General features: G+C 55.6%; 18 protein-coding genes. 8 read left to right on the top strand and 10 right to left on the bottom strand.

Annotation, left to right across the window (positions count from 1 at the left end; translation table 11 throughout):
* Positions 1-39: 39 nt before the first annotated feature.
* The 4 genes from csrD to K0H79_RS02330 all read right to left on the bottom strand — a co-directional run bounded on the left by csrD (position 40) and on the right by K0H79_RS02330 (position 4,933).
* The gene (csrD, locus tag K0H79_RS02345; RefSeq protein ID WP_220077175.1) at positions 40-1,947 is read right to left on the bottom strand and encodes an RNase E specificity factor CsrD; all 1,908 of its coding nucleotides are present in this window, start codon (positions 1,945-1,947) and stop codon (positions 40-42) included.
* 149 nt (positions 1,948-2,096) lie between these two features.
* Complete coding sequence (locus K0H79_RS02340) at positions 2,097-3,344, bottom strand: malic enzyme-like NAD(P)-binding protein (protein WP_220077174.1); 1,248 nt, start codon at positions 3,342-3,344, stop codon at positions 2,097-2,099.
* A gap of 503 nt (positions 3,345-3,847) precedes the next feature.
* Entirely contained in the window at positions 3,848-4,060 is a 213-nt protein-coding gene (gene rpmE, locus K0H79_RS02335) for a 50S ribosomal protein L31 (protein WP_011758567.1), read from the bottom strand.
* Between the two features lie 147 nt (positions 4,061-4,207).
* Complete coding sequence (locus K0H79_RS02330; protein WP_220077173.1) at positions 4,208-4,933, bottom strand: FimV/HubP family polar landmark protein; 726 nt, start codon at positions 4,931-4,933, stop codon at positions 4,208-4,210.
* A gap of 122 nt (positions 4,934-5,055) precedes the next feature.
* On the opposite strand from K0H79_RS02330, the gene priA reads away from it, so the two are divergent.
* From priA to hslU, 6 genes are all read left to right on the top strand, one after another.
* A complete protein-coding gene (gene priA / locus K0H79_RS02325; RefSeq protein ID WP_220078066.1) occupies positions 5,056-7,251 on the top strand; it encodes a primosomal protein N' in 2,196 nt (731 codons plus the stop codon).
* 155 nt (positions 7,252-7,406) lie between these two features.
* Positions 7,407-9,254 carry a hypothetical protein gene (locus K0H79_RS02320; RefSeq protein WP_220077172.1) on the top strand — a complete coding sequence of 616 codons (1,848 nt, stop codon included), beginning with the start codon at positions 7,407-7,409 and terminating at the stop codon, positions 9,252-9,254.
* Between the two features lie 498 nt (positions 9,255-9,752).
* Positions 9,753-11,498, top strand: coding sequence for an arginine--tRNA ligase (gene argS, locus K0H79_RS02315; RefSeq protein ID WP_220077171.1), 1,746 nt, complete (start codon positions 9,753-9,755; stop codon positions 11,496-11,498).
* Between the two features lie 3 nt (positions 11,499-11,501).
* Positions 11,502-12,059, top strand: a complete 558-nt coding sequence (locus K0H79_RS02310) for an SPOR domain-containing protein (RefSeq protein WP_220066546.1) — start codon at positions 11,502-11,504, stop codon at positions 12,057-12,059.
* Between the two features lie 230 nt (positions 12,060-12,289).
* The gene (gene hslV, locus K0H79_RS02305) at positions 12,290-12,814 is read left to right on the top strand and encodes an ATP-dependent protease subunit HslV (RefSeq protein ID WP_011758561.1); all 525 of its coding nucleotides are present in this window, start codon (positions 12,290-12,292) and stop codon (positions 12,812-12,814) included.
* Positions 12,815-12,823: 9 nt separating this feature from the next.
* Entirely contained in the window at positions 12,824-14,149 is a 1,326-nt protein-coding gene (gene hslU, locus K0H79_RS02300) for an HslU--HslV peptidase ATPase subunit (RefSeq protein WP_220077170.1), read from the top strand.
* A gap of 163 nt (positions 14,150-14,312) precedes the next feature.
* Here the strand turns inward: hslU and K0H79_RS02295 are convergent, their stop codons facing one another.
* From K0H79_RS02295 to K0H79_RS02280, 4 genes are all read right to left on the bottom strand, one after another.
* Positions 14,313-17,768, bottom strand: coding sequence for a S8 family serine peptidase (locus tag K0H79_RS02295; protein ID WP_220077169.1), 3,456 nt, complete (start codon positions 17,766-17,768; stop codon positions 14,313-14,315).
* A 227-nt stretch (positions 17,769-17,995) separates the two neighbouring features.
* Complete coding sequence (locus K0H79_RS02290; protein ID WP_220077168.1) at positions 17,996-20,269, bottom strand: tetratricopeptide repeat protein; 2,274 nt, start codon at positions 20,267-20,269, stop codon at positions 17,996-17,998.
* Position 20,270: 1 nt separating this feature from the next.
* Positions 20,271-20,984 (bottom strand): response regulator transcription factor, encoded by a 714-nt coding sequence (locus K0H79_RS02285; protein ID WP_220077167.1) that lies wholly within the window; start codon positions 20,982-20,984, stop codon positions 20,271-20,273.
* 109 nt (positions 20,985-21,093) lie between these two features.
* Entirely contained in the window at positions 21,094-21,663 is a 570-nt protein-coding gene (locus tag K0H79_RS02280; RefSeq protein ID WP_220077166.1) for a hypothetical protein, read from the bottom strand.
* A gap of 226 nt (positions 21,664-21,889) precedes the next feature.
* Here K0H79_RS02280 and K0H79_RS02275 point away from each other — a divergent pair, with 226 nt between their 5' ends.
* Positions 21,890-22,471: a histidine phosphatase family protein gene (locus tag K0H79_RS02275; RefSeq protein WP_220077165.1), complete on the top strand. Its 582-nt coding sequence runs from the start codon at positions 21,890-21,892 to the stop codon at positions 22,469-22,471.
* 133 nt (positions 22,472-22,604) lie between these two features.
* Positions 22,605-23,897: an amidohydrolase family protein gene (locus K0H79_RS02270; RefSeq protein ID WP_220077164.1), complete on the top strand. Its 1,293-nt coding sequence runs from the start codon at positions 22,605-22,607 to the stop codon at positions 23,895-23,897.
* A gap of 17 nt (positions 23,898-23,914) precedes the next feature.
* Here K0H79_RS02270 and K0H79_RS02265 read toward each other — a convergent pair whose 3' ends face one another.
* The gene (locus K0H79_RS02265; protein ID WP_220077163.1) at positions 23,915-24,166 is read right to left on the bottom strand and encodes a hypothetical protein; all 252 of its coding nucleotides are present in this window, start codon (positions 24,164-24,166) and stop codon (positions 23,915-23,917) included.
* Positions 24,167-24,182: 16 nt separating this feature from the next.
* Entirely contained in the window at positions 24,183-25,094 is a 912-nt protein-coding gene (locus K0H79_RS02260; protein ID WP_220066537.1) for a sensor domain-containing diguanylate cyclase, read from the bottom strand.
* Positions 25,095-25,306: the final 212 nt, after the last annotated feature.

Raw genomic sequence — 25,306 nt, 5'->3', positions numbered from 1 at the left:
GGGCCTGTGTTTCACAAGGGTTTTGGCACAAATTGCCACTCAGATCTGCTGTGGATCGCCAAAGTAACTGCCCTGACCGGCACTTACCCCCAAAATTTGCAGTGTTTGCCACTCTTCAAAAGAGCCAACCCCTTCGGCAAACACCTGCACATCGGTGCGGTATAAACTGCCGATAAGACTGCGGACAAACAGCTGATTTTCTGGACGTAAATCGATTTGACGGACCACTGAGCGATGCAGCTTGATAAAGTTAAAACCCAGCTCACGGATATATTGGGTACTCACCACCTGCTGCCCCACATGGTCAACACAGATACGGCTGCCCATTTTGCGCAGCATATTGAGTTTGGGCTCGAGCTGACTGCGATGCTTCATCACCATGTCTTCGGTGACCTCGAACACCAGCCGGGAAGCCAAATGACGGTACTCGAGCAAGGTGGTTTGCAGCCAGCGCACAAAGGCACGGCTGGTAAGCGAGTCCACACTCAGGTTGATGCTGTAATGACGCTTGGCAGTGCCGGTATCAGACATCAACTCAAACAGGGTACGCTCCACTACCTGCCGCTCGATTTGCGGCATCAGGCCGCATTTCACCGCCATGGGGATAAACAGAGTCGCCCTGACCAGACTGCCCATGGGGTCACGTACCCGGGTAAAGATTTCATGGTGATGATGACTGCCATCGCCTTCGCACACAGGCTGGGCAAAGGTGACGAAATTTCGGTTAACCAGGGCATTTTCAAGAAAAGAGCGCCAGCGAACTGAACCCTTGGCAAATTCTTGATCCACAGCGCCCTTGTCATACATAAACCAGCCACTCGCACCCTGCAGCTGCGCGGCGCGCAAAGCCATATCGGCCTCGTCCAGCAAGGGCTCGGGCATGTCTCCTTCTTTAAAGTAAGCGCCCCCTAGATGGAAAAAGTTATCGGCCTCTTCAATTTTCGGCAGCGGCTGCGCCAGACAAATTTTCAGCAACTTATCAGCAAGGGCATCGGCTTCCACCAGGGAGATTTGCGGCACTACGATAGCCAGCTGATTATGGGAGCGGCGGGCGAAGATACTGTTGGCCTGGGTTTGCAACACCAGATTGATGGCATTGATAGTGCTGTGCAGCAGCTCAAGTACCACTTCATCGCCGACCTCCTGCTGCAAAATATCCAGGTCTTCCATTTCAAGCAGATACAACACACCCGGCGCCAGCATGCCCTGGTCGCTTGAGAGCGCATTGAGGCGGTTTTGTAAAAACAGCCTGTTACCTATCCGGGTTTGGGGATCGAGAAAAGTATTGGAGCGAATAAATTTATCGAAACGGGCCCGCTCTTTGTGGGCGTCGGCAAGTTCCGCCAGCAGTCTCGATAGCGCCCGATTGATTAGACGTGGTTTACCGTTCCCAGGTGTTTTTGCCGCCTCATCCAGCTTGCCATCGAGAATAAGTTTGCTGCGCTGCGCCAGCGCCTCAATGCCTTCAAGCTCAGCGGAAAACCACAGAAATCCGAAGCGCACGAATCCCGCCACCGCCACTATGCCCACCAGCAAGATCATCAGCTCACGCCAGCCAAGTCTGTGGGCCGAAAACGGACGGGGAAGCTCCAGTCGCATCCTGAGCGCATCATTGGCATGGAGAGTGCGTTCGTAAAGTACAGTCTGCTCCGAGCCGAGATTGCCCTGATATTCAAATACCAGCTCATCTCCCCGGGTTAAACGGAAACTGACGGTGTTGTAGGCCAGCAGCATGGGCGGCAACCAGCTATCCAGCTCCCAACTGCTCTGATGCTGATAATGGTTAACCAACATGGTTTCCAGCTCGGCGACCTTTTGCTGCTGAAAGCGGTAGGTCAGCTGGACGAAACTCATCAGGGCGCTGAGCAAAAACACAAAAGCGACAGCCGCCAGCGACATCATCCAGAAGCTGATGAGTTTTTTGGTCAGCATGCGAGTCAGTTGCATGAGATGAAGCCGTCCTGATGTTTTAGTTCTTATGTGCCGGCAAGGCCCCGGCGGGACACTGCAAATTGTTAAAAATTATCAGGTACTCAATAACAAAAGGCAACCACAAGGGTTGCCTTTTGTCTGTCTTTACCACTGAGGGGTTTGGATTAGGCCAGGTAGTTCTCTGGCAGGGTGTCGATGGCAGCAACACCGGAGTCGATGGCAGCCTGGGCCACAGCACGGGCAACCCTTGGCAACAAACGAGGATCCATGGGTTTTGGCAGCACGTACTCAGGGCCAAAGTTCAGACTGCTGACATTGGGATAAGCAGCCAGCACAGAGGCAGGCACCGGCTCTTTCGCCAGGTCTGCCAGGGCGTGTACGGCGGCAATCTTCATTTCATCGTTGATGCGTGAAGCGCGAACATCCAGTGCACCGCGGAAAATGAAGGGGAAACACAGCACATTGTTGACCTGGTTGGGGTAATCACTGCGGCCGGTACCCATGATGATGTCCTTGCGGGTATCGTGGGCCAGTTCCGGCTTGATCTCGGGATCCGGGTTGGAACAGGCAAAGATCACCGGATTGTCGGCCATCAAGAGCACATCTTCGGCGCCAAGGACGTCCGGACCGGACAGACCCAGGAACACGTCGGCGCCCTTAATCACATCCTGCAGCGTGCGCTTGTCAGTGTTGTTGGCAAACAGCGCCTTGTATTCGTTCAGGTCATCGCGGCGGGTGTGGATGACACCTTTGCGGTCCAGCATGTATACATTTTCACGCTGGGCACCACACTTTACCAACATGGTCATACAGGCGATGGCGGCGGCGCCGGCACCCATACACACGAATACGGCTTTATCGATGGATTTACCCTGAATTTCCAGCGCGTTGATCATGCCGGCAGCGGTGACTATGGCAGTGCCGTGTTGATCGTCATGGAAAACCGGAATGGCGCAGCGCTCAATCAGCTCACGCTCAATCTCGAAACACTCGGGCGCCTTGATGTCTTCCAGATTGATGCCGCCGAAGGTGTCGGCAATGGCTTCAACGGTATTGATGAATTCTTCTGTGGTGCGGTGCTTCACCTGAATATCGGTGGCATCGATATTGGCAAAATGCTTAAACAGCAGCGCCTTACCTTCCATCACGGGCTTGGAGGCCAGGGGACCCAGGTTACCCAGACCCAAAATGGCGGTACCGTTGGAAATCACCGCAACCGTGTTGCCCTTGGCGGTGTAACGATAAGCGTCGGCAGGATTGGAGGCGATTTCGCGCACCGGCTCGGCCACACCCGGGCTGTAAGCCAGCGCCAGATCCATGCTGGTTTCAGCGGGTTTGGTGAGACACACAGCCATTTTTCCAGGAACCGGAAATTCATGATAATCGAGTGCTTGTTGACGAAGGTCTGCCATTTTTTAATCCTGAACGACGTTTTTATGGGTAAATCCGCGTGTAAAAGGGCATAGCAACAGCAAGTTCAGGCCCCTTTACTGAGGCCATAAAGATTACGCGAATTACCTGGGCTTTGAAACCAACCTTCAACAATTTTCAGGGACTTGATCGTCGCCAACACATCAAAGCGCCATTTTCAGCAATTAACTTTGGCAAACAAAAGCCAAACCATTAATTAACTTTGTTGTTTTTATACTGAAGCAACTCGTGAAAACCGCCTTATTGGCGCAGCGCAACGCGATTTGTGTAGCAAAATTACCAAATTTAATTCCATTTTCATGACTTCACCGGAAATCACAGCCGAAAGTCGTAAAATCATCGCTCGGAAAATAAACTCATCTGACCTCGGTGCACACAACACGGTTCGCGGCCGGGTTGGTGGAAAAATGAAGAACAGGGTCAGGCGCAAAAGCAAAAAGGGCACCACGAGGGTGCCCTTTTTATGAATTCATTGCTGTTGCAATTACTTCTTGCCAAGCATACCGAAACGCTTGTTGAACTTGTCGATACGACCACCAGTGTCAACCACTTTCTGGGTACCTGTGTAGAATGGGTGACAAGCACCACACACGTCCAGGTGCAGGTCTTTACCTACAGTGGAGTTGATCTTGATAACGTTACCACAGGTACAGGTGGCAGTGATCTGGGCGTATTCAGGATGGATACCTGGTTTCATCGGGATTACCTCAAAGTAAAGGCCATGTCGCTCTTCCAACCCGAAGTCGGACACCACATGCAGTTAATAACAAGTATGTTAGGGCGCAGAATGGTACAGGATCTCACCCATACTGACAAGCGGATTATCGCTTAAAAAGCCAGCGATTCACTCCAGGCTTTTGGCTTCAAAAATGCGTCTCGCCTCACGGGTATCCGGATAACGCCCCAGCAGCGCCGGTGATGGGCACTCCAGCTTCACATCTTGCTTAAGGCCGCTGATTTTGCCCTTGGTAAAGGCGCGGGGGTTGGCATCAAACAGTGCCATCATGGTGCTGTATACGTTGGTATTCCAACGCGGCGCATAACGGCTGGCAATGCGCCAGAGGGTCTCGCCTGGCTGGTACTCCACGGCGCAGCCACTGCTGTGGTTGGCGGCGCTGGCAGCCGCCATTTGCAAAGGAGTGGATTTCGCCACAGGAACAGACTCGGGAGCCAACAGTTCGGCGGCCTTTCTTGGGGGCGCGCTCGGCGCTTTCGCGACTCGCTCCTGGCCGCCAAACAGCGGGATAACCTTATACTCCTGCCACTGATTGACCACGTATTCGCGCACCACCAATTCGGCATTGGCGTCTGTCACATTGTCAACGCCAAACAGCAACAACATAAAATTGTTCAGGGGCTCCACCATGAGCTTTTCTTCCCGGGAACCCTGGCGCACCACAAACTCCAGTCGCGACAGGTCACTGCGCTCAGACACGATGTTGACTCGCAGGCGCGGGTATTCCCCCAGGGTGAATTGGCTTTTATTGATACTGACATGGGATAGACGCGCCTGTGCGGGCGTCAGGGCCTGAACCATCAACAGCAAGGCAAGGATGAAAAGTCTTGTCATTGTTTTTCCTGCATCGTTTTCTTGCATTGTTTTTCTTGCATAGCTACCGGGCTGCTTTAGCTGTGGCTGAGTTCCCACGCTGCCGTTACACTAGAGGCAACTCAAGCCAGATGTACCTGATTATGCCACAGTTTGTTGAAGTTGCTCTGCCGGTTCCCATGCGCCGCAGTTACAGCTATCGATTGCCAGCACAGCCAAGCTCTGCACCCTGCCCCGGCAAAAGGGTCAAGGTCCCCTTTGGCAAACAACAACTGATAGGTCTTATTACCGCCATCAAAGACAACTGCGAGCTGCCCGAAGCCCAAATCAAAGAAATCATTGAGATAATCGATGATGAACCGGCCCTGTCTGAACCACTCTATAAACTGACTCTCTGGGCCGCAAGGTATTATTTTTGCAGTCAGGGACAGATGCTGACCCAGGCATTGCCGGTGGCACTGCGCAAAGGTGCGGATGCCGCCCCCAAGAGTCGCACCTGGCTTAAGTTAACCGACAAGGCCAGAGAGGCTGGCATCGCCACCCTGAAGCGGGCACCTGCCCAGCAAAAGCTCGCCGAAATGCTCTGGCAGCATCCCCTGAGCCTGGATGAGTTCAACGCCATGGAGCTCAGCAAGGCGGCGCTGAAAGGTCTCGAAGACAAAGAGTGGGTAAAGCGAGAACAGGTACCGGTAGACATCAACCTTAGCTGGCGAACATCTCTTGAGCTTGGGGAAGCGCCCCATAAGCTTAACAAGGAGCAGGCCGTAGCGGTCGCCGCCATCAACGCCGCCCAGGGGTACGAGTGCGCGCTGCTGGAGGGCATCACGGGCTCAGGTAAAACAGAGGTGTATCTTTCAGTATTGGAAAAGGTTCTGAGCGAAGGCAAACAAGCCCTGATTTTGGTGCCTGAGATAGGCCTGACGCCCCAGACCATTGACCGCTTCCGTCGCCGCTTCAAGGTTGAAGTTGCGGTCATCCACTCCAACCTCACCGACAATCAGCGCCTCGATGCCTGGCGTGCAGGGCGCAGCGGCGAAGCCGCCATCATTATCGGTACGCGCAGTGCGCTGTTCACGCCCATGGCGTTCCCCGGCATTATCATCCTCGACGAAGAGCACGACAGTTCCTTCAAGCAGCAGGAAGGCGTGGGCTACCATGCCCGTGACTTGGCGGTGATGCGTGGCCATTTGGAAAATATTCCCGTGGTGCTGGGCTCGGCCACCCCTTCGTTGGAGTCGCTGCAAAACGCCCTCTCGGGTCGTTACCGGCACCTGCATCTGGGGGAGCGGGCCGGCAACGCCAAAAAGGTACGCCAGGGCATTATCGATATCCGCAACCAGCCGCTGAAGGCAGGTATGTCGGCGGCGCTGCTCAACGAAATGCGGCTGCATCTGGATGCAGGCAATCAGGTGCTGCTGTTTTTGAATCGCCGCGGCTTTGCTCCGGCGCTCCTGTGCCATGAGTGCGGCCATTTACATGAGTGCGATCGCTGCGATGCCTTTTTTACTGTGCATCAAAAGCTTGGCGAAATTCGCTGTCACCACTGCGGCAACCAATATGCGATTCCGCGCCAGTGCCATAACTGCGGTTCCACCATGCTGATGGGCCAGGGCATAGGCACAGAGCAGCTCGAGCAAGTGCTGAAAGACGAGTTCCCCAAGTACCCTGTGGTTCGCATCGACAGAGACACAACCCGCCTCAAGGGCTCACTGGAAAATCACCTGCAGGCCATTCATCGGGGCGACTACAAAATCCTGGTGGGTACCCAGATGCTGGCCAAGGGCCATCACTTCCCAGACGTGACTCTGGTGGGCCTGCTGGATGTGGATGGCGCCCTGTTCAGCGCCGATTTTCGGGCGCCGGAACGCTTTGGCCAGCTCTACACCCAGGTGGCGGGCCGTGCCGGCCGCGCCGCCAAACCCGGCACTGTACTGCTGCAAACTCACCAGAGCGATAACCCCATACTGCGGGAGCTGATGCACAAAGGCTACGGTGAATTTGCCCGTGGCCAGCTCAGTGAGCGCAAACAGGCTGCACTGCCACCGGCGTGGCACATGGTGCTGGCACGGGCCGAAGCCCACAGAGCAGAAGATGCCGAGGCCTTTTTGGCTGCCATGGCAGCCATGTTGCCAAGGGACAAGGGGTTTGAAGTGATTGGCCCCCTGCCCGCCCCCATGGACCGTAAGGCCGGCAAGCACAGACGCCAGTTGATGTTTCAGGCCGAGCAACGTCAGGGATTACAGCAGGCGCTGGAAGCCATCTTGCCTGCCATCGACCTCCTGCCAGAGGCCAAACGTTGCCGTTGGAGTCTGGACAGGGACCCGCAGGATTTGCTGTAACCACAAAAACACCTAAGGCACTGACTTTAAAAGATTCAAATCTTTTCAAAAAGAATCACATCTCACTTTTGTCGGTCTTTCTTATGCTGTCATCTGGGCGTACACCCCCAATTCCCAACAGGGACTAAACGGACGCATAACTTAAGGATCGAATCATGCACATATCCCTCTTCTTACGCGGTGGTCTGTTACTGCCGCTGGCACTTGGCCTGGCCGCCTGTGGTGGCAGCGACAATGACGACAACACAGAGCAACCCACTGAACCTGCCCAGCTGAAGATTGGCGGCAGCATCAGCGGCCTAAATGGCACTCTGGGACTGACGCTCACCGCTGGCAGCACGCAAACCCAAAGCGTCACAGCAAGCAGTTTCCAGTTCACCAACAGTGTGGCTGAAGGCACGGGATTCAGCATCAGTATCAGCAGCCAACCTGAAGGACAGGTCTGCAGCATCACAGGTGCCAGCGGAACCCTGAGCAGTGCCAATGCCAACGCCGCTGAGGTCAGTTGCGTCAGTGCTCAGGCAGGGCTATTCCTTGACAGTCCGGTCGCTGGTATAGGTTATCGCACCGAAACCCAAAGTGGCCTCACCGACGCTATGGGTCGCTACCTGTATTTGCCGGGCGAAACCGTGGTGTTTTTCATTGGCGATCTGACGTTTCCTGCTGTTGAAGCCACAGGACTGGTTACCCCCAATGATTTTGCCGATGGCGATGCCACCACGGTTTCCAACATCGCCCGCATACTGCAAACGTTGGATGAGGATGAGGACCCAAGCAACGGTATTACATTGTCACAGGCCACCACAGAGGCCTTTAACGGCACGGCACTGGACGTCGGCAGTACCGGCTTCGCCGATGCCGTTACCTCAGTGCTGACCACATTGGATAACCGCACCCTGGTAAGTGATGCCGATGCCAGGGCCCATGTGGAAACCTCTCTCAGGCAACAACTGCTTGGCAGCTGGCTGCTTAAAGAAGGTGAAAGCATGCGCAATATCCTCACCTTTGTGGATGAAAGCCATTATTTGATACTTCACGAACATTCAGACGATGGCGATCAGCTGGCAGGCAGTGCCGAATTGGGTGAGTATGAATGGGACCCTACAACCGGTTCGCTCAGCCTGAGTTTGATTGCCGAGTCTGACAACAGCGGTGGCTTTTTTGATGGTGGCAGCCACGAAGCAAAGTCCATGAAGTTGAGTGAGTCGCTGACCATTCAATTCAGCGAGGACAGCATTAGCCTGACTCGAATAGATGATGGCAGCAGCGCCCTCGTCGGCTCCTGGAAAGTATGGGAAGAAGCCGATGAAAACCTCACCGTGGTGGTGTTTCTCTCTGGCACTGAATACGCTCTGGTGCACACCAACAATCAGGAAAGCTACGCCGACTCCTCGCCCCGGGCACTCTCCGGAGAATTTGGCCAATACCAGTGGAATGGCAGCAGTTTCAGCGTTACCGCAGTCACCGTGGATACCGATGGTCCGGGTGGGCTCTACGACAAGGACAGCTCAACCTCAGGTGACACTCTCGTGCTCAAACCTTTCGGCGAAATCTGGTTCCAGGATGCTGAAGATGGCCGCTACAGCCTGCCTAAACTCGAACGCTTTGCTGCCATGCTGCAGGATTACGACAGCGAACATCCCCTTGGTCAGGTCAGCTTGGTGCGCGCCACCGACGGCTTCAGCGATGCAGATGTACTGACCCAACAGTTCAGTATGAATTTCAAACTTTTCGATGGTGACATGGGTACCTTCCATGTCTATTTCGATGCTGACGGCGTCGGTACCATCTGGGAAGGTGAAGAGCCCAGTCTGGCAATGAACTGGCACATCAATTTGGCTGGTTCCATCGAGATAAACTATACCGACACCAGTGAAACGACGTTTGTGATGGTGCTGGCACCGATTGCAGGGAAACCCAACGCCGTCCTTATCTCTCTGACGTCATCAGAAAACGAAGACTCCCTCTGGCAGAGCCAGATGATGGCTGAGTCCGCCAACTGACCAGACTGAAGTCACCCTCTGCAGAATGCAGCCTCAGGGCTGCATTTTTTACAACCGCTATTTGAATAACAGATAAAAAAATCGCGGCTAAAAAGCCGCGCAAGGTGGGATGTCAATGAGCTCTGTTCACAAAAGCGGGCAAACAGGAGTGAGAAACAGGTGAAAAAACATGGCCACAGAGGACACACCAGAGCAAAGTTACATTTCACTCTGCAGCCTCTGTGAGGCCATAAGTCGCTGGTCAACCTTTCTGCGCTAACAAGAACAAGCTACCCAGCATAACCAACATCCATGTCTAACGAACCATGCTGACACTATGCACCAGTCACCATGAACTCCCCCTTGGCAACGCATGAATTAATGTTCATCTACACAAATCACCCGGGTGCTTTGTGTTTTTGCTCAAAAAGTTCCTTCAGCCAATAGCCAGCCGGGGGGCGCAGAGGCTACAATTCCCGGTTATTCCCGTTAAACCTTGCAGTCAATAGATACAGGCCGATGAAAGAACTCATTCAATCCTTGCTCGAACAAACCCTTGAATCCTTGAAAGCTCAGGGCATAGTGCCCGCCGACTTTGAAGCGCGCATTCAGGTCGACCGAACCAAGGACAAGAGCCATGGCGATCTGGCCACCAATCTGGCCATGATGCTGACCAAGGTTGCCGGTAAGCCGCCACGTGAAATGGCGCAGCTGATCATCGACAATCTGCCCACGTCCGCGCAGGTGGCCAAGGTCGAAATTGCCGGCCCCGGCTTTATCAACTTCTTTATTGACGACAACGCCCTGGCCAACCAACTCAAGGCCGCGCTCGGCGATGCCATGCTGGGCGTAAAAGCCGCAGCACCTCAGACCGTGGTGGTGGACTACTCTTCCCCCAACCTCGCCAAGGAAATGCATGTAGGTCACCTGCGCTCCACCATCATCGGTGACAGCGTGGTGCGCGCGCTGGAATTCCTCGGCCACAAGGTCATACGTCAAAACCACGTGGGTGACTGGGGTACCCAGTTCGGTATGCTGCTGGCCTACATGGAAGAGCTGCGCGCACAGGGCGACGACAAGGCCAACCTGGAACTGTCAGACCTCGAAAGCTTCTACCGCGCCGCCAAGCTGCGCTTCGACGAATCCGATGAATTCGCCACCCGCGCCCGTCAGTTGGTGGTTGAGCTGCAAAGCGGTGATGAGTACTGCAACAAGCTGTGGCGCGAATTTAACGACATCTCCCTGAGCCATTGTCACGACGTGTATGCGCGTCTGGGTGTGAGCCTGACCCGAAACGACGTCCACGGTGAGAGTGCCTACAACGCCGATCTGGCCCAGGTTGTTGCCGATCTCGATGCCAAGGGCCTGCTGGCCATCAGCGACGGTGCCAAGGTGGTATTCCAGGAAGAATTCCGTAACAAAGACGGCGAACCACTGCCGGTGATTATTCAGAAGGCCGATGGCGGCTTCCTGTATGCCACTACCGATCTGGCTGCTATGCGCTACCGCTCCGGTACCCTCAACGCCGACCGCGTGCTCTACTTTGTGGATCTGCGTCAGGCTCTGCACTTCCAGCAGGTATTCAGCCTGGCTCGCACCGCCGGTTTCGTGCGTGACAACATGACACTCGAGCACATGGGCTTTGGCACCATGAACGGCGAAGACGGCCGCCCATTCAAGACCCGCTCCGGCGGCGTGGTGAAGCTGGTTGACCTGCTGGATGAAGCCGTTGAACGTGCCGAGCAGCTGGTGCGCAGCAAGAACCCGGATATGGATGAGGCCGAAGTTAAAGAAATCGCCCGCGTGGTCGGCATCGCCTCGGTGAAATACGCCGATCTGTCCAAGAACCGCAGCAGCGATTACATCTTCAGCTTCGAGCAGATGCTGAGCTTCGAAGGCAACACAGCCCCCTACCTGCTGTACGCCTACACCCGTGTGGCCGGTATCTTCAAAAAGGCCGAAAACATCGATTTGTCCGGCGCCGAGCTGGTGCTCGAGCACGACAAAGAGAAGGAGCTGGGCAACAAGCTGGCGCAGTTCGGTGAAATCCTTGCCCGCATGGTGGACAAGGGTCAGCCGCACATCCTCTGCGGTTACCTGTATGAGCTGGCAGGCGCCTTCTCCAGCTTCTACGAGGCCTGCCCAGTGCTGAGCGCCGACACCGAAACCGCCCGTGACAGCCGTCTGCTGCTGTCCCGCCTGACCGCCGACACCCTAAAGCAGGGTCTGTCGCTGCTGGGCATCGAGACTCTGGAGCGCATGTAATCCATGAGTCGCGATTACGCCAACCGTACGCCGCGAAGCAAAGGTCGTGGCGGTAACAAGAATGCCCGCACGCCGGGGCGAAAGCCCTGGATCGCGCTGATTGTGGTTGTCGCATTGGTGGCGGGCTTCGGTTATTTCCTGTGGACCATCAAGGGCAGTGCTGACCAGGTGGAACCGGCCAAAACCGAGACCAAGGCCAGTAAGCCCAAGAAAGACCCCAACGCGCTGCCGCCCAAGCCGCAGGAAGAGTGGACCTACCTGAAAGAGCTCGAGAATAAGCAGGTTGAGGTGGATGTTCCGCCACCGGAGACACTGCGCTCAACCGGTCCTTATCAGATGCAGTGTGGCTCTTTCCGCGAGATGTCCCAGGCAGAAAAGATGAAGGCGGTCATCGCCTTCCAGGGCATGGAAGCGCAAATTCGCAAGGTGCAGGGTGGCAGCGGCACCTGGTACAAGGTGGTGATTGGTCCCTATGAGCGCAAGCGCGAGGCCGAGCGCGCCCGCCACAAGCTGCAGGCCATCGGCATGAACACATGCCAAATATGGCTGTGGCAAAACTGAGTATCAGCTCAAGTGTTCAGCACCCCATCGAAATGAACACCTGCCAGACATGTCTGGCTGTGACAAACCGAGCATAAGCACACCACACTCAAGGTCGCCTCAGGGCGACCTTTCTTTTGACCCTCATCACTTGAAACTCTTTACTCACTTGAAAAGCGGGTGCGCGACCCCATATAGGCTGTATTCGTCCCCCGAAGGCCCATCCTTCGGACGCTAAAAGAGGATCCATTGTGACTACTATCGTATCCGTGCGCCGTAATAATCAGGTGGTTATCGCAGGTGATGGCCAGGTATCCCTCGGCAATACTGTCATGAAAGGCAATGCCCGCAAGGTTCGCCGCCTGTACCACGGCAAGGTATTGGCCGGATTTGCCGGTGGTACCGCCGATGCTTTCACCCTGTTCGAGCGCTTTGAAGCCAAGCTGGAAATGCACCAGGGCCATTTGATGCGCGCTGCGGTGGAGCTGGCCAAAGACTGGCGCACCGATCGCATGCTGCGAAAACTCGAGGCCCTGCTGGCCGTGGCCGATGCCGAAAGCTCACTCATCATTACCGGTAACGGCGACGTGGTGCAGCCCGAAAACGATTTGATTGCCATTGGCTCAGGCGGGAATTTCGCCCAGGCTGCCGCCACTGCACTTTTGGAAAACACCGACCTTGGCGCCCTCGAGATTGCCGAAAAGTCACTGACCATCGCCGGCGATATTTGCGTATTCACCAACCAGTTCAAGACCATCGAAGAACTGAGTTACTGAGGAATCACCATGTCTGAAATGACTCCCCGCGAGATTGTTCACGAGCTGGACGCCCACATCATTGGCCAGCAGAAAGCCAAACGCAGCGTGGCCGTGGCCCTGCGTAACCGCTGGCGCCGCATGCAGCTGGATGCAGCGCTTCGTCACGAAGTGACCCCCAAGAATATCCTGATGATTGGCCCCACCGGCGTGGGTAAAACCGAAATAGCCCGCCGCCTGGCCAAACTTGCCAACGCACCCTTTATCAAGGTGGAAGCCACCAAGTTTACCGAAGTAGGTTATGTGGGTAAGGAAGTGGAGCAGATCATTCGCGATCTGACCGACACCGCCATCAAGCTGACCCGCGAAGTGGAAATGAAAAAGTGCCGTACCCGCGCCGAAGAGGCCGCCGAGGAGCGAGTACTGGATGCCCTGCTGCCACGCCCCAAAAACGACTGGGACAACAGCAGCGATGACAACTCTGCCAGCCGTCAAATCTTCCGCAAGAAGCTGCGTGAAGGTCAGCTGGACGATAAAGAAATCGAAATCGATATCGCTGGCCCGCATATTGGCGTGGAAATCATGTCACCACCGGGCATGGAAGAAATGACCAACCAGCTGCAGAGCCTGTTCCAAAACATGGGTCAGGCACCTGCCAAGCGCAAAAAGATGAAGATCAAAGATGCACTCAAGCAACTGGTGGATGAGGAAGCCGCCAAGCTGGTGAATCAGGAAGATCTGAAAGAAAAGGCCATCGAACTGGTTGAGCAGAACGGCATCGTCTTTATCGATGAAATCGACAAGATCTGTAAGCGCGGCGAAACCTCTGGCCCCGATGTATCCCGCGAAGGGGTGCAGCGCGACCTGCTGCCCTTGGTTGAAGGCTGCACAGTCAACACCAAGCACGGCATGGTAAAAACCGACCATATCCTGTTTATTGCCTCGGGCGCGTTCCAGATGTCCAAGCCATCGGATCTTATCCCCGAGCTGCAGGGCCGCCTGCCCATCCGGGTAGAGCTGGATGCCCTTACTGCCTCCGACTTCAAGCGTATTCTCACCGAGCCACACGCCTCGCTCACCGAGCAGTATGTGGCGCTGATGGCCACCGAAGGCGTGACCATCGAGTTTACCGAGACCGGCATCGACCGCATCGCCCAGGCCGCCTGGCAGGTGAACGAGCGCACCGAAAACATCGGTGCCCGCCGTCTTCACACGGTCATGGAAAGGCTGATGGAAGATATCTCCTTCGAGGCCAGCGACAAGTCCGGCAGCAAGTTCACCATAGATGCCGAGTACGTGAATGCGCATCTGGACAACCTGGTGCAGGACGAAGACTTAAGCCGCTTTATTCTGTAAGCCATCGGCTTGGGGTGCTTTGTTTGAGACGGCAAAGCACCTGAGCATAGAAAAGGCCGGGATGATTCCCGGCCTTTTTATTTACCTCAGATAAGGTATCGGATAGTCCTCCCTGATTAAGCCACCTGACTGGCAAGCGGCTTAGCAGCGAAGGGACTCAGTGTTACTTACCCTTACCGCGGGTGTTCAACACTGGGGTTACAGTGATGACTTCGGAGCAGATATCGCTGCCTGCTTCACAGACCTGGTAGGCAAAGCTGCCTTCGCTGCTGTTGAAGCGGTCGCTGAAGCTACCACGGTCACGGGTGCTGCTGATCAGCTGGCCATCGCGATACACATCAACGTTGCGGGCAGTAGAACCACTCCAGCTCAGGCTGATGTTCACCTTGTTACCGTCGGTGCTGCCGGCTGCATCAAGACTGATGGCGGCTTTTACAGTGACCTGCTTGCTGATGCTGTGGCTGGCGCCATTGTTGTCGGTCACAGTCAGTGTCACCTGATAGCTGCCACCTGTGGCATAGCTGTGGCTTGGGTTGGCAAGCGTTGAAGTATTGCCATCACCGAAGTCCCATGCCCAGGCAACCACGGAGCCATCGGTATCACCGGAGCCATCGACAAAGTTCACGTCCAGATGATTGACCTGGAAGCTGAACTCGGCGGTAGGCAGTTCATTCACAGGGGCTGCTTCTACTGTCAGAGTCACCAGGGCCTCACCGTTGGCAGCTTCGCTGTCGGCGGCGCTGGCGGTGACAGTGTGGTTACCCACGCTCAGGCTGTTGGTGCTGAAGTAAGCGCCAGAGCCAATCACACCGTCCAGATCCGAGGTCCATACCAGGGTGTTGGTCACATCGCCGTCTTCGGCATCGTTGGCTGAGCCCACAAAGGTCACTGTGTCACCTTCGATAACGCTGCTGCCACCCACTGGGGCATGGATGTTAACCACAGGCGCTTGGTTGTCTGGGGTCGTAGAACCGCCATCATGGGTAAAGCTCAGTGTCCAACGGTTCAGCCAGCCGGAGTTGTTGCTCCACTCATCCTTAATGATGAGCTGCCAGGTGCCCGCTGCCATTTCGCCATTGAACTCAACCGGATAGAAGGTTTTCACCAGGTCACGATAGTATTCGCTTGAGTCTTTGCGATCGAAAATCTCGACCCGGGTGCCATTGGGCGATACCAGATGAATGAGCATATCGTTGGCGAAGCTGTGCTGAATATCAACGAACAGGCTCATGTCCTTGATTTTCAGCCCCAGGGGCACGTCAATCTCGGCCACTACTGTTCCCAGATCCACAATCGGTTGACGGTTCGAGTCCTCATAGGAAACAACGGTGCCGTCACTAACAACGTACAGAAAGAACTCACGGCTGCTCACCACCCCTTGGCTGTCAGAGGCTGATACTGTGATCTGGTGGGTGCCCTGACTCAGGTCTGAGCGGGAGAAGCTGCCACCGGTACCAATCTGACCATCGAGGCTGGAGGTCCACACCAGCGAAGCACGCACATCACCATCTTCAGAGTCGGTGGCGTCGGCAACAAAATTAATGACATCGCCGGGCAGGTACAGGGCATTTTGCAGGTTGGCGCCAATGGTCACCGTCGGTGGCAAGTTGGTGCCGGGCTGAGAGCCACCGGTCACGTCCATGCTCCAGCTATTGAGGGTGCCCACATCGCGGAAACCTGAGTCAACCACGTGCAGGGTCCAGTCACCGGAGGCGTCTTCCAGATCGAAGTCTTCCACCGCGTAGCTGGCCACCAGGTTATCTGCGCTGCCGCCGGTACGGTTGTGCAGGGTCACAGCACGGCCACTTGGCGAAGCGAGGGTAACTGTCAGATCGCCAATGTAGGTGTGGGCGATATCCACATTCACCACCAGATCGGTCAGGGTCAGGTTCATGGGCACATTGATAACACTGCTCACACCAGCGGCATTGTCATCGGGAATCGCTACCGGAATGTCATTGCTGTAAGTGGTGCTGAAGGTACCTGCGGGGTACACCAGCAGGCTCACATCTATGCTCTTGTGGATATCACCGTCAACGGCGTTGATGGTGATGATGTGATTACCCAGAGCAGTGTTGGCATCGGTGGCAACCGTCATGGTGGTGCGACCGTCGGCAGGCACAGTGCTGCTGGAGAAGGTCACGGCTGCATTCAGTCCAGCCGGTACATCGGCGCTGAAGCTGGCGTTGCCGTTGTAACCGCCCACGGCATTCATATCGATATCAAAGGTGACTGAGGAGTCCTGGTTTACCGTGCGGCTGGCTGGGCTCACCAGCAGGTAGTAACCCGGGCCACCGGCACCGGCCATGTTCAGGGCACCTTCCAGGTTCAGGCGCTTACCTGTCACTGTCTTTCCTTCCAGCGCGGCAATGGGGTCGCCGGAGGACATCAGGATGTTCTTCACATCGGCGGTGGTCAGGCTGGGATCGGCGGCCAAAATCAGTGCAGCGGCACCCGCCACATGGGGAGTCGCCATGGAGGTACCGCTCAGGTTGTTGTAGTCATTGCCCGGAATGGTGGAGTACACATCCGAGCCGGGCGCGCCCATATCCACAGTGTTCAGGCCCCACTGAGAGAAGTAGGACATCTGGTCATCACGGGTGGTGGAGGCAATGGCCATCACGTTGGGCACATCATAGTTTGAGGGCCAGTTGTCGTTGACATCGTTGTCCACCGCATCGTTACCGGCCGCGGCCACAAACAGGATATCGGCATTGTTGGCCGCAGTGATGGCATCTTCCAGCGCCTGACTGAAGGCACCACCACCCCAGGAGTTGTTCGTTACGCGGATATTCACGCCACGGTTTTTCAAATCCACCATGTAATCAATACACTGGATACCGTCTGCTGTGGTACCGCCCTGGCTGCCGAGGAAGGAACAACCCACCATGGCGGTATTCCAGTTTACACCTACCACACCTGTACCATTGTTGCCGGTGGCGCCTATGGTGCCGGCAACGTGGGTGCCATGGTAGTGGGTGTCCTGGGGGTTACCGTTGTCATTGATAGCAGAAATACCATGAATATCATCGATATAGCCGTTGCCATCGTCGTCAATACCATTGTTGGGTACTTCGTTGGGGTTGACCCAAACGTTGTCGCGAAGGTCCGGATGGGTGTAGTCAAAGCCGGTGTCAATCACACCAACCACTACCTCTCGTGAGCCCATTTCCATTTCCCACGCCTGCTCGGCATGGATTTTTGGCATGCCCCAGAGCTGGCTGTAGCCTGGGTCGTTTGGCACCACTGAGGGATAGAATCTGTGGTTGAGTTCGGCGTATTCGATGTTTGGATTGTGCTTGAGACGCTCCACCATAAGACGGGGATCCAGCCCCCGGGGCACAGTGAGTTCAGCCAGGCGTCCTTTAGCAATGTTACGGAAACGGTCATCCACACCGTCGTCATTTTTATCTTTAAATGACACACCGTACTGAGCAAGCAACTGCTTGCGGTCCGCTTTCTTCGCGGTTTCTTTGAATTTAACGATAACAGAGGAATTGTCGAAGTCTTGTTTGGGTTCAACCTTCTTGGCGGCCAGCGCCGGAGCGGTAACAGCCATCAGGGAAGTTGAGAGCATGGCCAAGGTCAATCGGCTCAGGCGTGGGTGCAGCTTTCTCATGTGTGGTCTCCTGTGATTAAGAGTGTCCGCTATAATGATTATGTATGCGAACACATACAATCTAGACACACAAGAAACAAAATTCAAACAAAAATGACACTTTTTAGACAAAAAAGATCACCACCTCCTGTCTGAGTGCGCTTTTTATCAGCAAATAGAAGGGGTTCGAGATAAGTGTATTTTTTCGAATACAAAGAAAGTACAGGATGGGTGAACGTGCAAATGCGTCAGCAGGGCCAGATAAGTTCGAAACGGGCGCCGCCCAACGGACTTTCACTCACCCGGATATGGCCATGACCGTTTTCAGCCAAGCGGCGGGCAATCGCCAGACCAAGGCCAATACCACCAGTGGCCCGGGTGCGACTGGGATCCAGGCGCACAAAGGGCTCGAAAATACGTTCCCGTTCAGAGGCTGGCACGCCCGGTCCGTCGTCATCCACTATGATGCAGATGTGTTCCGCTGCTCGCTGGCAGCTGACCTGAACCTGCTGGCGGCTGTAGCGCAGGGCGTTGGAGAGTAAATTATTGATGGCCCACTCCAGATGTTTCTTACTGGCGGTGAGCCTTAAATCTTCATCGATAGCCGCCAATTCCAGATTTTTCTCTGGGAACAGCTGATGCTGGCGTGCCACCAGGGTTTGCAACAGGGGCGCCAATGACAGGGATTCACTCGGCGCACGTCGCGGGCTGCCTTCTGCTTTGATAAGTTTGACAATTTCGCGGATAAGTTCGTCCAGTTCTTCCAGCCCGCGCAGCACCCTGTCTTCCAACTGTGGCTGCTCATTGGCATCGGCTTCCATCAGCATATCGAAGGCCAGTTGTACCCTCGCCAACGGTGCCCTGAATTCATGGGCCACCGCCTGCATCAAGTCCCGCTGCATTTGAATGGAGCGCTGCAGCGCCTGATTGACCCGGGCCTGACTGTGTCGGCCGTAGAGCAGCAGCATGATGGCAGCAACGGCAATCAGCGCCAAAATCCAGAGGTTACGGGCCACCCGCTGCTGTTTTATCACCTCCGCCTGCAGTGCTTTTTCATTCTCAAGCTCGGTTATCTGGCGCTGGCGTTTTTCCGCCTCGAAGGAGCTGCGAAGCCAGGCCAGCCGCTCCTGGGAACTGGCATTGAAAAGGGCATCATTAATGCTTTTGAATTCTTTGTGGCTGGCAAGCGCCTGTAGATAATCCCCTTTTCGCTCATAGACTTGCGAAAGGATGTCATAGGTATCCCTCAGCAGGCTGCGATCGCCGCTGGTCAGAGCCAATTGCTGTGCCTGCAGCGCCCGTTCCCGCGCCACGTCCACCTCACTGGTCACCAGAAAATAATCCGCAAGTCGCAGGCGCCCCTGAGCCTGCAAGGCCACCAGTCCCAGGCGATCGGCAATGGCCAGCCCGCGCTCCAGATAGCGCCTTGCGCCCTGAGTATCACCCATGGCCAGCGACAGCTTACCTAAGCTCATCAGGGCTGTGGCCGTGATATTGCCATCGTTAAGCTCTTCACCATAGGCGAGAGCCTGCTCCATGGAGGCTCTGGCATCGGCATCATTTTTCAGTTTCTGATTGACCATACCCAGGGCTGTGAGCGCCTGCGCCATGCCGGTTTTATCCCCCAGCGCCTCAAACCCCTTCAGCCCCTGCTGCAGCTGAAGCATGGACGCCTTCAAATCCCCTATCTGCTCATAGGTAATGCCCATGTTGTGATGCAGCTCGGCAACGCCGGGCTTATCGTCCAGCTTTTCGCGGATCCGCAGCGATGCCTGCTGATTGGCCAGCGCCTCTCCATAATCCCCGAGGGTGGCATGAATGCCGGCAATATTGTTCAGCGCCGTAGCCAAAGGCCGCTCGTCCCCCAGTCCCTGGTGTATGTCCCGCGCCCGGGTAAAACACTCCAGCGCCAGTTGGTACTCCGCCTTGTCGCTGTAAATAAGCCCCATATTGTTGTAGGTGGTCGCCTCAAACGAGCGCTTATTGAGCCCTTTGGCAACCTCCAGCGCCCGCTGATAATAGGTCAGCGCCTTGTCCAGCTGGCTCTGACGCCAGTAAATAAGGCCTGTTACATTGAGGGGCACCACCAGCATCTCGGGCTGGTGCTGATTCTCCGCCAGCGTTAACGCCGCCTCGCCGTATTTTGCGGCCTCGACAAAGTCTCCCAATAACATCTTGGCCCAGGCTAGGTTGCTGAGCGCCATCACTTCGGAGGCAGGTTCGGGCCTTTCTTTCAGCAGCGTTAATGCCTGACTGCTGTAGTCGATGGTTTTGAGGGGATCGTCATTGCGGGAAGCGGCAGCGAGTTCGAGCAGCGCCTGCACTCTTGCATCACCGCTGATCTCAGCGCTGGCTCTGTCAGCGTCACTGGCCTGATTTTCCCTACAGCCAGAGAGGGACAAGGCCATTATCATTGCCAACATCAGCGCCAAAACGCAGGACGAGAGCGACGACAGCCATGGCATCCCACCCGACGGCAAACGGCGTCCTTGAGGATGGGGTAATGCCGATGGCTGCGTCATTTCAATTCAATGTCAGTACGTAGCCCTGGCCACGCATGGTTTTGATGAGAGCAGGTTCACGGGGGTCGTCGCCCATTTTGCGGCGCAGGTGTGACACCCTGAGGTCGATGGTGCGGGGGGTACTGTCGTAGCCAATTTCTTTGAAGTGGTCGCAAATAGCGTCACGGTCCAGGATGCGGCCAGCGTGCCTGGTTAAGAGCCACAACAGCTCGAATTCGGCCAGGGTCAATTCCAGATTACTGCCGTGCAGCGTCGCCGTGCGCTCAAGCTTATCGAGAATAAGCCCATTGACCACAAGCCGCGATTCGCTGGCAGCAGGTGCTTCCTGAAGTTGGGTATCCTGCAATTCTGAGCGGCGCAGCAAGCTGCGTATGCGGGCAAGGAGTACCCGGGAACGAACAGGCTTGGCGATATAGTCATCGGCACCGGTTTCCAGCCCCGCCACCTCATCAATATCGTCCCCAAGGCCGGTCAGCATCAGAATGGGCCCAGCGTATTGAGAACGCACCTTGCGGCAAATGGACAACCCATCCATGTCTGGCAGCATCACGTCAAGCACCACCAGTCTTGGTCGTTCTTCTATGATGCGTCTTGCCGCGTTGAGACCGTTGGATTCGGTTCTGACCTCAAAGCCGTTCTTGGTCAGAAAGTCACTGAGCAGCTCTGTCAGTTCCTGGTCGTCATCCACCAGCAGGATAAATTCGTTTAAGTCCATGATCGCCTGTTTCCTGAAGCTATGGACTTGATTGTATGTAATTACGTACAAAATTCAAATTCTGTATTCCGGTAGTGACCAAACAGACACTACCGGAAATATCAGTCGCCTAATTGTACTCAGTCACATCCTGGGTAAAGTCAGTGGGCCAGAATTTGTATCCCTGAACCGTGGCCTGAGCGGCAGCGCCCCAGATGGCCGACTGGAACACCTTCACACCACCCACATCGTAGGAAGTATTCGCCGCCACCTGGCCACCATCTTCCTCGTGTCGGGCCGTGGCTTCGGCGCGGGCGCCGGCATCCCAGCCCTCGGTAAGAAAACGCTGCATGGCCGCGGCATCGTGGAAGGTATAGAGGAAGGCCACTTTTTTAAACCCAATTCCCAACCCGGCACCGAGGGACGCGAAGCGATAGTATTCAATCTTGCCGGCGCTGCTGAAGGTACAAACTCCCCCTCCGGTAGAGGCTGCAAACAGGTAACTGTCGCTGCCGGTACACACCAGATACCCCAAACTGGAAGATACCGCAGACTTTGCTGTGGGATGATCTTTATAGATATCCTGCAGCGCTCCCGCGGTTTCTTTTCTGGCATTGGCCTTCTTGGCCTCGGGAGTCGAGCCGGTGGCGCAGCCACCAAGCACTAAGATGAGGGGAATGGCTAAGTATCCAAGTTTCATGGTCGCGTCCTTGTCTGATTGATTAACAGTATAAAAATCAATCAAAACTCTAGTTTGCTGCCAAAAAATTGCCAGTCGCCCCACTATCAAGGGCATTGGACATCAACGACTGCTTTGCTTGCCATGACGTAAGCGGGTTCGGGCTCTGTATGCCAATCCGCTTGCCGCGACCTGTCAGCTCGGCTAGAGTCCCGTCTTTACCGCTGTAATTCGTGAAAGGTTTGCCATGCCCACCGATATTTTTCTGCTTCGCCACGGCCAAACAGAGTTCAATGCCCAAAGGCGACTCCAGGGACACTGCGACTCGCCCCTTACCGCCCTTGGCAGAGCGCAGGCCAGAGCCTACGGGCAGGCACTCAAGCGTTGTGGCAACCTCGACGACTACGCCTTGCTGACGAGCCCTTTGGGTCGGGCGATGGAAACCGCCGCTATCGTGGCCGACACCCTGGGGCGCACGCCTGAAAGCATCATCCCAGAGCCACGCATCAAAGAAGCCGGGTTGGGTGAGTGGGAACAGGAGCATATCCCCGATATCCACAGCAGCTGGCCGGGACTCGAGGCCATGCCGGGCTGGTATATCAAGGGCCCCGGCGCCGAGCCATTGAGTGCACTGCGTGAGCGTCTGCTTCACTGGCTTGAGGACCCGGCCACACCGCAAAAAGTGATTTTGGTGTCACACGGGGTGACCGGCGTGGTACTCAGAGGCCTGCTGCAAAACCTCGGTGATGACGAGATGTGGCGCCAGGATAAACCCCAGGATGCCTTTTATTATTTCAGTCACAATCGCCTGCACCGGATATCCTGCTAAGGTCCCTCACCAGGGCTGAACCCCTTGAAAGTAAAGACTCCTGTCCGGGCGTTGTTGCGTCCGGGTCGCTGAGGTATGCTCAAAAATCTGCCCGCTGCCGGGCCATTTTGCAGAACAACAACGAGAACATCCGATGCGCCATACCTCATCCCTGCCCCGCTTGTCTTATTTGTCACTGTCATTGACTTTGTCGGCGGCCATGCTGCCCTTTTCGGCATTGTCTGCCACCTTTATCAGCGCCGATGCACTGCTGGATGTGCGCAGCGGCAAGATGATTGACTCGCCGCTGCTGAAAATCGAAGAGGGTCGCATCGTTGAGTTGGCTACCCAGGGCAAGCTCGACATCCCAGTTGGCAGCGAGCTCATTGAACTCAAAGGCAAGACCCTGTTGCCGGGGCTGATGGACATGCACGTGCATCTTGGCAGCGATGCCGAGGACAACTTCCTCGAATCGATGAACTACTCAATCCCCCGTCAGACGGTCAAGGCGGTGAAAAACGCCAAAAAGACCCTCGAAGCAGGCTTTACCACGGTGCGGGATCTCGGCGATTCGGGCTACAGCGTGATTGCGGTACGTGATGGTATCAATGCCGGTGAAATCCCCGGCCCACGTATTTGGAGCGCAGGACATGCCCTGTCAATCACGGGGGGCCATTGCGACGACAACTTCAGCGCCCCCGAAATGCACTCGGTTGCCGGCGGTGTGGCCGATGGTCCCTGGGCGGTACGGGCCAAGGCGCGGGAAAATATCAAATACGGCGCCAACACCTTAAAGATTTGCGCCACCGGCGGTGTGTTCTCCAAGGGCACCAAGGTGGGCGTACAACAATACACCGAGGATGAACTCAGGGCTGCTGCTGAAGAAGCCCATCAGCGCGGGCTTATCATCGCCGCCCACGCCCATGGCACCAGCGGCATCAAGGCCGCCATCCGCGCCGGCATCGACAGCATAGAGCACTGCAGTTTTCTCGACGATGAGGCCATCAAGCTGGCCATCAAAAACGGCACTTACCTGAGCTGCGATATTTACAACACCGAGTACACCCTCGCCTTTGGCGCAGCCAACGGTGTGCCTGAGGAAAACATCAATAAAGAAAAACAGGTGTCTCAGGCCCAGCGCGATAGTTTCCGCAAGGCCACCAAGGCCGGTGCCCGAATGGTATTTGGCTCGGATGCCGCCATTTATCCCCATGGTGACAATGGCAAGCAGTTCGCCACCATGGTGCAATTTGGTATGACGCCACTGCAGGCGATTCAGGCAGCCACCCTTACCAGCGCCGCCCTGCTGAAACAGCAGGATGTAGGCGAGCTGAAACCCGGCTTCCTGGCCGACATCATCGCAGTAGACGGCAACCCACTGGACAATATCCGCCTGCTGGAAAATGTCAGCTTCGTGATGAAAGACGGCAAGGTGTTCAAGGGCTGATGACCTTTGTGCCCCTTTCAGGACAGATGGTCAAAATGATTGAGCACTCCGTGTAAATAGGCCTTTTCGCTACCGTCGAGATGGGGTTGCCGGGATAGGTTTTTAAGATCCATGACGATGCACCGGGCCGAAGGCTCGGTGCAAATCCCCTTCCACAGCGACAGCGCCGCCTGCTGGGGCGTGCGGCCATAGCGTTTGCGTTGCAGCTCGAGGAAGGTTTTGGCCCGTTCACGGCCGCAGCCCAGCTTGGAAATCGCCAGCCAGTTCATGGCATCCCTCCCCCGCTCAGTCCGACAGTATTATCTTGTTTCTGCCTTCGCGCTTGGCTCGGTACAGCGCCGTATCGGCCCCCAGCAACATGGCATCGGCAGTGCGAAACTGACCACTTATCTCACAGGCAATCCCCTGGCTGACGGTCAGCAATGCCCCCTGTGGCAAGCCCATGGCGGCAATATCTATGGCTGCTACCGCTTCCGACACCTGTTTGGCTATCAATTCCGCCATGGCCGCATTAAGGCCGGGAAGCAGCAGCACAAACTCTTCACCGCCGAATCGCGCTGCCAGGCATTGGGGTGAAGGTAGAGCAGAAGCCAAGGCAGCAGCAATCTGCCTGAGGCAGTCATCACCCTTTAAATGGCCGTAGAGATCGTTGAACTGCTTGAAAAAGTCCACATCCACAATCACCACACTGATAGGGTGACGACGGGCCAGACACTGTCGCCACTGTTTTTCCAGCGCTTCCATCAGGGTGCGACGATTAGCAAGGCCGGTTAAATAATCGGTGGCCGCCAGTGCAGTGAGCCTTTGCACCTCCGCCTTTTGCGAAGACAAATCCTCAAAACCCACCAGAAACAGCGGCAACAACCCCTGTACAAACGACAGACTCAGCTTCACCCACAAGAGGGCACCGTCCACCCGCCGAAGCTGTACTTCCCTGCCGCCATGTTGCAGACCCTGATATTGCCCTTCGGCGGCAGACTGCAGTTCCCGATAGAGGCCCTGATATCCACTCTCCAGCCAACTTGGCCACAGCTCCCCAATAAAGGTCTCAGCTTCGTCCCCCAGCAATGCGGCTGCGGCTTGATTCACGCAGAGCACCTTACCGGAGGCATCAGCCAAAGCCATGGGTTGCTGAAGGCACTGAACGACCTCGGCAACGGCGGCAAATTCACAATAATTTTCATGGACGGGGTACATGGCTGGCTCCTGACGGTGTGTCCTATGCCAACCACTTTAGAATGCGGCGTCAACTTTAACCTTCCCGCAAGCTTACGACGCAACACACTGATATTAAATGATATAAATAAACCTTACGAAGACTGATTTCCGCTGAAAGGCTATCTTTTGCCACCAAAAATGGCCAAAGCCGGGGCTCCACCCGCCATTGCTGCGCCCTAAAACAAACACAC

The sequence above is a fragment of the Shewanella sp. FJAT-52076 genome, from assembly GCF_019457455.1.
GTDB classification, from domain to species: Bacteria; Pseudomonadota; Gammaproteobacteria; order Enterobacterales; family Shewanellaceae; genus Shewanella; species Shewanella zhangzhouensis.
This window is presented reverse-complemented; position numbering and strand designations above follow the sequence as displayed.

What these genes read in the sequence shown, in the direction of transcription:
- csrD (WP_220077175.1), bottom strand. Translation starts at nt 1,947, where the DNA reads ATGCAACTGACTCGCATGCTGACCAAAAAACTCATCAGCTTCTGGATG.
- K0H79_RS02340 (WP_220077174.1), bottom strand. Translation starts at nt 3,344, where the DNA reads ATGGCAGACCTTCGTCAACAAGCACTCGATTATCATGAATTTCCGGTT.
- rpmE (WP_011758567.1), bottom strand. Translation starts at nt 4,060, where the DNA reads ATGAAACCAGGTATCCATCCTGAATACGCCCAGATCACTGCCACCTGT.
- K0H79_RS02330 (WP_220077173.1), bottom strand. Translation starts at nt 4,933, where the DNA reads ATGACAAGACTTTTCATCCTTGCCTTGCTGTTGATGGTTCAGGCCCTG.
- priA (WP_220078066.1), top strand. Translation starts at nt 5,056, where the DNA reads ATGCCACAGTTTGTTGAAGTTGCTCTGCCGGTTCCCATGCGCCGCAGT.
- K0H79_RS02320 (WP_220077172.1), top strand. Translation starts at nt 7,407, where the DNA reads ATGCACATATCCCTCTTCTTACGCGGTGGTCTGTTACTGCCGCTGGCA.
- argS (WP_220077171.1), top strand. Translation starts at nt 9,753, where the DNA reads ATGAAAGAACTCATTCAATCCTTGCTCGAACAAACCCTTGAATCCTTG.
- K0H79_RS02310 (WP_220066546.1), top strand. Translation starts at nt 11,502, where the DNA reads ATGAGTCGCGATTACGCCAACCGTACGCCGCGAAGCAAAGGTCGTGGC.
- hslU (WP_220077170.1), top strand. Translation starts at nt 12,824, where the DNA reads ATGTCTGAAATGACTCCCCGCGAGATTGTTCACGAGCTGGACGCCCAC.
- K0H79_RS02295 (WP_220077169.1), bottom strand. Translation starts at nt 17,768, where the DNA reads ATGAGAAAGCTGCACCCACGCCTGAGCCGATTGACCTTGGCCATGCTC.
- K0H79_RS02290 (WP_220077168.1), bottom strand. Translation starts at nt 20,269, where the DNA reads ATGACGCAGCCATCGGCATTACCCCATCCTCAAGGACGCCGTTTGCCG.
- K0H79_RS02285 (WP_220077167.1), bottom strand. Translation starts at nt 20,984, where the DNA reads ATGGACTTAAACGAATTTATCCTGCTGGTGGATGACGACCAGGAACTG.
- K0H79_RS02280 (WP_220077166.1), bottom strand. Translation starts at nt 21,663, where the DNA reads ATGAAACTTGGATACTTAGCCATTCCCCTCATCTTAGTGCTTGGTGGC.
- K0H79_RS02275 (WP_220077165.1), top strand. Translation starts at nt 21,890, where the DNA reads ATGCCCACCGATATTTTTCTGCTTCGCCACGGCCAAACAGAGTTCAAT.
- K0H79_RS02270 (WP_220077164.1), top strand. Translation starts at nt 22,605, where the DNA reads ATGCGCCATACCTCATCCCTGCCCCGCTTGTCTTATTTGTCACTGTCA.
- K0H79_RS02265 (WP_220077163.1), bottom strand. Translation starts at nt 24,166, where the DNA reads ATGAACTGGCTGGCGATTTCCAAGCTGGGCTGCGGCCGTGAACGGGCC.
- K0H79_RS02260 (WP_220066537.1), bottom strand. Translation starts at nt 25,094, where the DNA reads ATGTACCCCGTCCATGAAAATTATTGTGAATTTGCCGCCGTTGCCGAG.